Consider the following 9,193-nt stretch of genomic DNA (forward strand, 5'->3'; position numbering starts at 1 on the left):
CGTCGACATTTGCGGAATTACTTGAAGCGATTGAGACCTTCCAAGGAGAATCTGCCGCTACATGGTACCGCGGATGCAATAATCTCTCATACCGACTTGAGCCGTCTCTTTACCGTCATCGCACCAAGAAGCAGATCTCAGAAATTGCCGTTCTTGAGACCGAAGTTACGACCCGCTTTGTGCAGCGATCGCTTCCCTTTCTACAGCGAACTCTGGTCAACGACTGGGACAAACTATTCTTGATGCAACATTATGGGGTGCCTACGCGTCTTTTGGATTGGTCAGAAAACCCGTTCGTGGCGATCTACTTTGCCCTTACTGGCAACCACACCGGAAAAAAGGCGGATGCGTCGGTCTGGATGTGTGACCCAATCGAATGGAATCGGTCGGCACTAAGTCATCTCTCGTTTGCGGGTGGAATTCTCGATGAGAGCAGCCAACTCGTAAGATCTTACGCACCGGGAGTTCAATTTGATCAAATCCCTATGCTACCGATAATGATATATGGAACATACAATAGCCCCAGAATTGTTGCCCAACGCGGGGGCTTCGCCCTTTTCGGCCAAGGGACAGAACCAATGGAAACGGTTTTTGAAACTAAAGATTTCCCAACGAAAGCTCTTCGAAAAATCGTAATAGAGAAGAATCATTTGGACAGCATTCGGCAGTCCTTATTTCGCAAAGGGTTCAGCGAATCGGTAGTGTTTCCCGACTTAGACGGGCTCGCCAGAGAGATCCGCCGGGAGTTCGGCTTTTAAGATGGCCCACAAAATTCTGCGAATTACGCTTCATCCAAGCAAGCCTCTGGTTTGGTGGCACGCTCACCGAGGCTCGATCGACATGGACCCTCCGTATCAGCGACGTGGAAGACTTTGGTCTCCATCAGACAAAGCCTATCTCATCGACTCCATCATAAACGGCTTTGATGTCCCAAAGCTGTATCTCGCCGACTTTCAAATGGGCGAGAGTCAGCTCAATCTGCATAAACTCCCGTACGCGATTATCGATGGAAAGCAGCGCCTTGAAGCGATCTTCGACTTTTTCGACGGCCGGCTGGTTTTAAATCACGACTTCAAATGGCGAGCCGACCCCTCTCTCAACTTAGGTGGCCTTTCGCTGAAGGATCTTAAGAAGAGCTACCCCTCGGTTGCGGAAGCATTTGAAACCGAAACCGTTGATATAATGAGCGTAGTCACGAACGACGAAGCTGACATAAACGAACTATTCGTGCGTCTAAATCGTAGCAAGCCACTCACAGGCGCAGAGATCCGCAACGCGATGGCGGGGCCGGTCCCAGACGTCATCCGCAATGTAGCCCGTCACGCCTTCTTCTACGACAATATTAGATTCAGCGTAAAGCGAGCGGGTGACTTCAATGCTGCCGCCAAGATCGTAATGTTCGAGTACGAGAATCGCCTCACAAGCACGAAGAAGAAGGATCTCGATGCCTTTTCAAACTTAGGAAAGCTGGATCAACAAAGATTAGAGCTGGCCGGGCGCCGAGCGCTCGACGTGCTTGATAGTATGCAAGAGGTATTCTTGCCATCTGACGAATTGCTAAATTCCGCCGGAACGTTGCCCGTTTACTATTGGCTTGTTCGACAGTCCAACGTTGAAGCCCATTCAATTTTACGAGAATTTCTCGTCTTCTTTGAAAGAGCGCGCAATCATGAACGGAAGCAGCAGATTTCAGGAGTCTCGAACAGCGCTCACCCAGTCTATGCTCGATACGACGCATTCAATCGAAGCACTAATGACGTAGGAAGTTACAATGGAAGATTCGAAGTCCTAAAGACTGAATTCTGCAAATGGGCGCAGTCTGCGTTTCCGAACCTTCGGATCATGATCCATAATTGAGCGAGCCAGCGTAGCCCGCATGAGCGCAGCGATTTCGCTACGCGAATGCAAGCTGCGTCCGGACGCGCCAGTGCGGCGCGATGACTTCATTTCAGAGCGTCTCGGCCTCGTCGCCCCGCAGTTGGTCCCGAATGGTCCGCGACCCGGGAAGCCATAGCCGCTGCGTTTGTCGATCCAGCTCAGCCCGTAGCAAGTAGGGCAGATTAGCGAAGCCTGATCCGCCGCCACATCAACGCAAGCCCGGCCCCCACTCGGCGGGTTACGCCTTCGGCTAACCCGCCCTACTGACCTGGTGTGGCCCGCCTGAAACTCGCTTACACCACGCGTCGCGGCGGCGGCGTTGTCCGAGGTTGACCCGCACTTGTCACTGCGGCAGATCGTCGAACAACTCAACTAAGCGAAAGCGCTCGCACATGAGCATCATATTCTCGCTGAATCTGCCGAGCCGGCCGAAATAGGCCCGATGGGCGCTGCGCCAATAGGCCAGGCTCCGATCGCCTTCGCCCTCATCGTATGCAAAGCCGGCGTCGATTTGATCGAAGCGCCTATATGTCACCTCGGTGGATTCGATGACACAGCGCGGCTCTCCACGTCCGTCGAGTACGACCCAACGCTCACCGGGAGCAGAGGTGTTCGGCTCGTCTTCCGTGCTACAAGTCGCAGTCTTGATCCCTCTGACGACAAGTTCAAGCAAGTCATCTGCAAGCTCGGGACTGTCGCCGAAGGCGAACGTCCGGAGGTGTTTGTACCGCTCTGGGACTGGCTTGTTCATGATCTTCCGAGCCTTCAAAGAATGACGGCCTTCGGCGCGATACCGGCGGGCAGCCTAACGGGCCGTGTCCTAAGCGCAAGCCCGCAGGGCGGATCAAAGAAACGTAATCGGCCATTCCGTCGATGCAAGTCCGGCCCGCGCCCGGCGAGTAACGCCTTCGGCTAACCCGCCCTACCATTCTGCATCTTGCTGAGCATCATCTTCACGAGCCGCGGTCCGTTCTGCTCCAGATCTTGCGCCACCTCGCGCGCCCGCGCCGGCGAAATCAGCCGGCCTTCCTGGCAATCCAGGATGACGCCGCCGGTCGCTTCGACGTAGGCTGCGGCGGCCAGGTAGGCGCTGGCGCCGGCGTCGAAGTCGGCGCCCCAGCGGAACGCCAGCACGAAGCGCCACGGATGATCCAACGAGACGCTGGTGATCTCCGGGATCAGCTCTGCAGCATTCCAGTGAGAGCATTCGAACGCCGTCGGGCGATCGCGCAGCACGACTGGCAGACCGCCGTTCAATTCGGCGAACGGCCGGCCGGTTGATAGCTGCACCGGATCTCCGGCGGCATCGATCGCCTGTTGCCACGCTGCGATGCTGTCGAGGTGCCGGTCGGAGAACACGTACATTTCCATCGACATGACAAGCTCCATCATCAAGGGATCAGCAAGAATCAGTTGGTTCGGATGTCGTTCGCAGAAAGGTCGCACGTATGAGCAGAGCGACAGGCGGGGTGACATCCAACCCCGCATGTCGCTGCGCTCATGCGGGCTACGCCGGAAGCTTCGACGTGGCACGATGACTTCGTCTCAGAGCGTGTCCGCATCGTCGCCTCGCAGTTGGTCCCGAATGCTCCGCGACACCGGGAAGCCATAGCCGCTCCATCCGTCGATCCAGCTCGGTCGTCCGGCCTCATGCATGTCGCTGGCATGAAGCTCTGCGCCGATCGCCTGCAAGGCGAGCACCATCGCCTGCATGGAGTCGTGGCCGCGCGCCGTGGCTCGCCTCAGCCCGTCCGGCCAATGGATCTCCCAATCGCAGCGCCAGGCCTCCTCACTTTCGACGGGCAGGAAGACACGGACGGCAACGCCGTGCTCGGTATCGCCGTCCCGCCCTCGCAACATGCGTTCGGCGATCAGCATGGCTCACACCGCCCGCAGCGCCGGGCGGGCCCAGCCTCGGCGCAGCTTCTCCGCAAGGTCTTCGGCATCGGCCAAATCGTAGACCCCGATCGAGAAGGCCTGATCGCCGCCGATCGGCTCCAGCACGCGCGGACTGGCAATCACTTCGCCGCCGACGACGATATCCATCTTCTCTTGCAGGATGGTCGAGGTCAGCCGATGCAGCCGCCCGCAGATGGACGGCGCCAGCCTCAGCACGACGGACGGCATCGCAAGCGTCCGCAGCGTCCCGTCGGGCACCGCAAAGGTGATGTCGGGGACGATGGTGATGGAGAGCACTTGCGGGATCGTTACATCGATCCGTTCGCGCGGATGGACCAGCGACAGTGCAATCCGCTCCTGCCCATCACGACCGCCGGCAATGACCGATAAGTTGCTACTCATGACTGCGCCCCAGCTGACTGCGTCTCGTGAGCAGCGGGACGAGCCGCTCGACGATGCAGAACAACACGCAATGCGGTATTGTCATTTACTACTCGCCATTCTTGACACATCGAACATATCATGAACATTTTCGCTGGCAAGTTCCTTTGATCTCTTTTTTGGAGGCGGCGATGTTGGTGTGGGTCATCGTGTCGTTAGTTGCCTTCGTCGCCGGGCCGAGCCGGGCGCAGACGCTGATCGACAAGGCGCAGCGTGACGACACAGCGCGTGTCTCACGGGGCGATCCCGAGATGGCGGCGGCGATCGCCAAGGCGCGCGCGGGGCTGGACGCGTTTCTCACGCACGCCGATCATCCGGGCGACGGCCAGCGCGATTTCTCCGTGAAGGTCGAAGTCCCGCTCCGCGACCATTCCGAATTTCTATGGTTGCGTCCCTTCGTCCGTGACGGCGACAGATTTGTCGGCCGTGTCGTCAACACCCCGATCAACATCGCCAAACTGAAATATGGCGATCGCCTCGCCTTCGAACGCAAGGACATCGCCGACTGGTCCTACAAAGAGAACGGCAGTGTGATCGGCAACTTTACCGCCTGCGTGCTGATCGCACGCGAGCCGCCGCAACAGCGCGCCGCCTTCCGCGACATCTATGGCATCGACTGCGGGCCTTGAAGCGGTGCCCACTGCGTCGAAATGCGGACAGGACTTTGGCGACTGAACCCGACGAGCGGCGTCCCGGCACGTCAGCTGATCATGCGCTGCGTGGTTCGCACGCGAGACAAGCCGCCCTGGGCCGAACAGCCCGAGCGATCGAGTCGGCAGCGAAGCTCCGGGAGGAATTGCCCCCTTGTTCACCTGCATCGCACCGATCTGGCGCCCTGCGGCGCGCCGTGGCACATCGTGATCTCCGCCGTCGGGAGTCGCACGTGCCTGCAGCTTCGAGACCACCCCGCGCCTCGCGCTCTGCCCTGCCGGCGGCAGCGCGCGTGCTCGCGGCATTGGGGCTGCTAGTTGGCCTGTCGCTCGTGGTGACGCTCCCCAGCGGCTACAATTCGGATTCGCTTTACGTCTATGCGCAGGCGAAGGATCTGCTGGCATTCGGCTCGCTGCGCGGCTGGACGTTCTCGGCGATCCCGTTCACCGTGCCGGATCTGATCGCGGCGGCGCCGATCGCCGCGATCGTCCCCGGCCCCCGCGCCTACTACGTCGTCGCCGCGCCGCTGCAGATGGTGCTATTGGGCGCCGCGCTGTCGTGGTGGCTGGCGCGAACTCAGCAGCGGCCGCTCGACCGCACCCTGCTGTCGTTCGCGGTCGCGGCTGCGCTGATCGTTTTGCTGATCGGCGCGGCGTTCTATCCGTCCGGCTATTTCGCCGCGCAGCCGCTGTTCATCCTGAACTATCACGGCTTCGCGGCGATCTGCGCGACGCTGCTGACCGTCGTCGCATGTGAAGATGATTTCCGGCTGCTACGGCAACATTGGGCGGCGACGCTGATCGCGGTTGCGGTGCTGACCGCCTCGGACTTCTATTTCGCCGCATATTTCGGCGCGATCCTCACAGCCGCGCTGCTGCTGTCGCGATCGCGCGCGCTGCTGCGGTTGGTCCTGGCCGTCGGCGGCGTGTCCGTCGCGGTGTTCGCGCTGTCGTACTGGCTCAATCCGTCGCTCGGCCTGCACATCCGCGAGAGCAACGCGATCGTGGCGGAGCTCCGGCCGGCGCACGCGGCCGCGCGCCTCGCCGCGCTGATGATCGTGCCGACTGCGCTGGTGCTGGCGTTGCGATTCCGGGGCGCGCTGTCCCGCCGCAGCCTGATCCTCTATATGGCACTGCTGCTGATCGCCGCAGCGCTGGCGGCCGCCGGCCTGATCAAGGACTGGTCCGGCTTTCGCTACCTGACGATCCTGCTGCCGGTGTCGTTGGTGCTGATGCTGGACCTCGTGAACGCCATGCCGCCGCGGCGGCAGGCGGTCCTGCTGGCGATCGCCGCGGCGGGCCTCGGCGCAGCGCTGCTGCTTGTCGGCCTCAAGCCGTCATCGCCGCTGTCGTCCTATCGCGACGAGATCGCCTGCATCGACGCCGCCGATCGGCCCGGCTCCACCATCGTCGCCACGTACTGGCCGGCCAAGCTGATCTTCGAAGGCACCGGGCGGCGCCACAACCTCATCCAGGTCAACGCGGACCTGCAGCCGTGGGATTGGATCAGCAACCGGCGCTGGCGATCGCTGCATCCAGAAGGCCGCACCACCTTCGTGGTCACCGAGCATCTCTCTATGCAGACGCTGGCGCATCTGACGAACGATACCGACGCCCGGGCGATTTGCGGCGGCAAGCTCCTGCAGATCGATCGTCCGCCGGCGGAGCTTGGCATCCTCAAGGGAACGGCGCCCGGCGAGTGAAGCCAGGCGCAAACCCTCGATGGCGTCAGTTTACACTTTGTTAACCATAAATTTGTGTTGACGCGAACCAGACAATTGACATCGCAATTATCAGCTCATCAGCAAACGCGAAGGAGCGAGAAGATGAGCGAGGCGACGTTGATACTTCCGAACATGCGCGGCGGCTGCGCAACGGTGAATGGCAAGGTGCACACGCTGTTTCAACTCAGCAGCCGCAGCAGCCGGAAGATGGCGCGTCCGAACGCGGAAACAGAGGCGCAGCCTGATATCCGCGGCGAGACGCGCGACGCCCTCGAGAACTCCAGCACGCCACAGGTTCAAGCGCAACTCGGCGTGGATGAGCTATCCGGTAGATCGATGACCGCGCCACGTCGGCATCCGGTGGAAGCGCGCCTCGACGGATGAGAAGCAAGGCGGTCGATGCGCATCCTTCGGGGCTCCCCAGTCGAGCGAGCACCATGATGATGGCGCCCGAACCCGAATGGGTCGGACTCGCAGCATGCGCAAAGCGTCTCGAGGATGGGCGCAGCTTATAGGGCGGGCAAAGCGCAGCGTGCCAACAAGGGACGCTGCCGCCCGCGCCTCACCCTCTGCGAGCGCGAAGCTCAGCCCGGATGCGCCCGTCGCCGTTTCGACATCGCGCGGCGCGGCAAGTCTGGCTTCACGAACAGGCGGAGCGCCGTCCATTAGGCCCCGCCCGCAAGTCTCACTTGTTCGGCTTATTGACGTCCACATTCAGCCGGATCAGTTTCCATTCGCCCTCCGAGCGGATGAAGGCGAGGTCGTAGTTCACACGGTTCGGCCGGGTGTCGAAGTAGCCGCGCAGCGTCAGCTTGCCTTCGTCGTCGACTTTCGCCGGCTCGGTCAGAACCGGCGGCTTTGCGGCGATCACGTCGAAATCGATATGGGCGTCGGCGAACGGCTTGAACGACTCCTTGAGCTTGTCCGGCGAAAACTGATCGCGGAACGGCTGCGATAGCTTGGCGTGCAGCACCGCGTAATTGCCGGTGACGTTGGCATCGTTGAAGGTGATCAGCGAGTTCTTGATCAGCACTTCCTGCAGCTCCGTATCGGGCGCCTTCTGCGCGGCCGCGGCGCCCGCGAAAGCCAGCGCCACGGCGATCGCCAGCGCCGTCATGGTCAGCGGTCGGGACGGCATCGACGGCATGGCAACGTAAGTCACTCGGCATCCTCCTGAGACTTCTTCAGCGCGCCACCTACGCGAAATGCGGAGCCGCGACACCATACTATGCGTTCACTAAGTCGTTGCCGACAACGCCCGCATCATGCAGCGGCCACGGCCGCAACCTTGGTGCCCGGCGCGATGGTCGGTGGGGCGGCGTTGAGTTTCTCGATGGCGAAGCCCGCCGCCTGCTTGTAGCCAGCCATGAAGGCGGCGCGCTCGGCCGCCGGAATGACGTCGTCGATATTGTCGAAGGTCCCGCCGCAGCGCTCGTCGACGAGGTTCAAGAGTCCGAACGGGCCGGCGCCGCGATTGCGGAGGATCAGCTGCGAAATCGGGCCGCACAGCTTGGCGTCGAACGCAGCCAGCGCATCCTGAGTGACACCGTGCGCAACCATCGCGGCGCCGAGTTCGCGCGCATCGACGATCGCCTGGGTCCCGCCGTTCGAGCCGGTCGGATACATCGCGTGCGCGGCGTCGCCGATCAGCAGCACCGGGCCGTCGCGCCAGGTCTCGACCGGGTCGCGGTCGATCATCGGATTTTCGTAAGCGGAATCCGCCGCACGGATCAGCGCCGGCATGTCGAGCCAGTCGTACACCCAGCCGTCGAAATGATGCGCGAACTCGCTGGTCGGCACCTGCCGGAACCAGCCCTGCTGCTTCCAGCCCTCGGTGTTATCGAGCGTCACCTCGGCGATCCAGTTCAGCATCGACAGGCCCGTCTTCGGATCGGGATGCGAAATCGGATAGATCACCACGCGATGTCTGTGCGTGCCGAGGCCGATGAATGACGCGCCGGTGCGGGTCGGCTTGCCCCAGGTGGTGCCGCGCCACATCACCGCGCCGCCCCAATGGATCGGCGGCTGGTTCGGATGCATCTGGGCACGGATCGCCGAATGAATGCCGTCAGCGCCGATCAGCAGCGCGCCTGTGACTTCCGAACTGCCGCCCTCGGCGTGTTCGATCGTGACGACGACGCCGGTCGGCGTCTTGCGATAGGACGTGACGCGGCGGCCGAGTTGCACCGCATCGCGGCCGAGTCGCTCGACGACCTTGTCGTGCAGCAGCATGTGAAACTGGCCGCGATGCACCGCGTATTGCGGCCAGTTGTAGCCGGCGATCTTGCCGCGCGGCTCCGCGTAAATGTCGTTGCCGTTGAGGCCGACCAGCGCCCATTCCTTGGCGGGCAGGCCGACGCGGTCGAGATCCGCCGCGGTGATGCCGAGATCGTAGAGTGCACGCCCCGCGTTGGGCTGCAGATAGTTGCCGACGCCGTGCGGCCGCATCTCGCGCGCGGCCTCGTAGACGACACAGGGCACGCCGATCTGATGCAGCGTCAGCGCCGTCGCCAGTCCGCCGATGCCGCCGCCGGCAATGATCACCTTGTCGCTCATGAGGACTACCCTGCTCCTTATTTCGATTTGCTGTAGCCAGCTACA

Annotated in this window: 11 protein-coding genes; 5 read left to right on the forward strand and 6 right to left on the reverse strand. The window is 61.7% G+C overall.

The features are described from left to right. Together ACOJTD_RS03885 and ACOJTD_RS03890 are read left to right on the forward strand one after the other, a co-directional pair. The coding region (locus ACOJTD_RS03885) for an FRG domain-containing protein (protein WP_420131617.1) at positions 1-758 on the forward strand (758 nt) is incomplete at its 5' end. 82 nt (positions 759-840) lie between these two features. Then, positions 841-1,857, forward strand: a complete 1,017-nt coding sequence (locus tag ACOJTD_RS03890; RefSeq protein ID WP_420131618.1) for a DUF262 domain-containing protein — start codon at positions 841-843, stop codon at positions 1,855-1,857. 364 nt (positions 1,858-2,221) lie between these two features. Here ACOJTD_RS03890 and ACOJTD_RS03895 read toward each other — a convergent pair whose 3' ends face one another. The 4 genes from ACOJTD_RS03895 to ACOJTD_RS03910 all read right to left on the reverse strand — a co-directional run bounded on the left by ACOJTD_RS03895 (position 2,222) and on the right by ACOJTD_RS03910 (position 4,179). Further along, positions 2,222-2,629 carry an ASCH domain-containing protein gene (locus ACOJTD_RS03895; RefSeq protein WP_420131619.1) on the reverse strand — a complete coding sequence of 136 codons (408 nt, stop codon included), beginning with the start codon at positions 2,627-2,629 and terminating at the stop codon, positions 2,222-2,224. Between the two features lie 161 nt (positions 2,630-2,790). Further along, positions 2,791-3,255, reverse strand: a complete 465-nt coding sequence (locus tag ACOJTD_RS03900; RefSeq protein ID WP_420131620.1) for a hypothetical protein — start codon at positions 3,253-3,255, stop codon at positions 2,791-2,793. Positions 3,256-3,423: 168 nt separating this feature from the next. Further along, positions 3,424-3,756, reverse strand: coding sequence for a DUF6968 family protein (locus ACOJTD_RS03905; protein ID WP_420131621.1), 333 nt, complete (start codon positions 3,754-3,756; stop codon positions 3,424-3,426). 3 nt (positions 3,757-3,759) lie between these two features. Beyond that, positions 3,760-4,179: a SecDF P1 head subdomain-containing protein gene (locus ACOJTD_RS03910; RefSeq protein WP_420131622.1), complete on the reverse strand. Its 420-nt coding sequence runs from the start codon at positions 4,177-4,179 to the stop codon at positions 3,760-3,762. Between the two features lie 53 nt (positions 4,180-4,232). Between ACOJTD_RS03910 and ACOJTD_RS03915 the strand changes: the two genes are divergently transcribed. The 3 genes from ACOJTD_RS03915 to ACOJTD_RS03925 all read left to right on the forward strand — a co-directional run bounded on the left by ACOJTD_RS03915 (position 4,233) and on the right by ACOJTD_RS03925 (position 6,976). Continuing rightward, positions 4,233-4,847, forward strand: a complete 615-nt coding sequence (locus tag ACOJTD_RS03915; protein ID WP_420131623.1) for a DUF2314 domain-containing protein — start codon at positions 4,233-4,235, stop codon at positions 4,845-4,847. A 254-nt stretch (positions 4,848-5,101) separates the two neighbouring features. Then, positions 5,102-6,571, forward strand: coding sequence for a hypothetical protein (locus tag ACOJTD_RS03920; protein WP_420131624.1), 1,470 nt, complete (start codon positions 5,102-5,104; stop codon positions 6,569-6,571). Positions 6,572-6,694: 123 nt separating this feature from the next. Continuing rightward, complete coding sequence (locus tag ACOJTD_RS03925; RefSeq protein ID WP_420131625.1) at positions 6,695-6,976, forward strand: hypothetical protein; 282 nt, start codon at positions 6,695-6,697, stop codon at positions 6,974-6,976. A 301-nt stretch (positions 6,977-7,277) separates the two neighbouring features. Here ACOJTD_RS03925 and ACOJTD_RS03930 read toward each other — a convergent pair whose 3' ends face one another. Together ACOJTD_RS03930 and ACOJTD_RS03935 are read right to left on the reverse strand one after the other, a co-directional pair. After that, positions 7,278-7,754 (reverse strand): hypothetical protein, encoded by a 477-nt coding sequence (locus tag ACOJTD_RS03930; protein WP_420131626.1) that lies wholly within the window; start codon positions 7,752-7,754, stop codon positions 7,278-7,280. Positions 7,755-7,855: 101 nt separating this feature from the next. Beyond that, positions 7,856-9,148 carry a flavin-dependent oxidoreductase gene (locus tag ACOJTD_RS03935; RefSeq protein WP_420131627.1) on the reverse strand — a complete coding sequence of 431 codons (1,293 nt, stop codon included), beginning with the start codon at positions 9,146-9,148 and terminating at the stop codon, positions 7,856-7,858. Positions 9,149-9,193 lie beyond the last annotated feature (45 nt).

Source organism: Rhodopseudomonas sp. (genome assembly GCF_048594845.1).
GTDB lineage: Bacteria > Pseudomonadota > Alphaproteobacteria > Rhizobiales > Xanthobacteraceae > Rhodopseudomonas.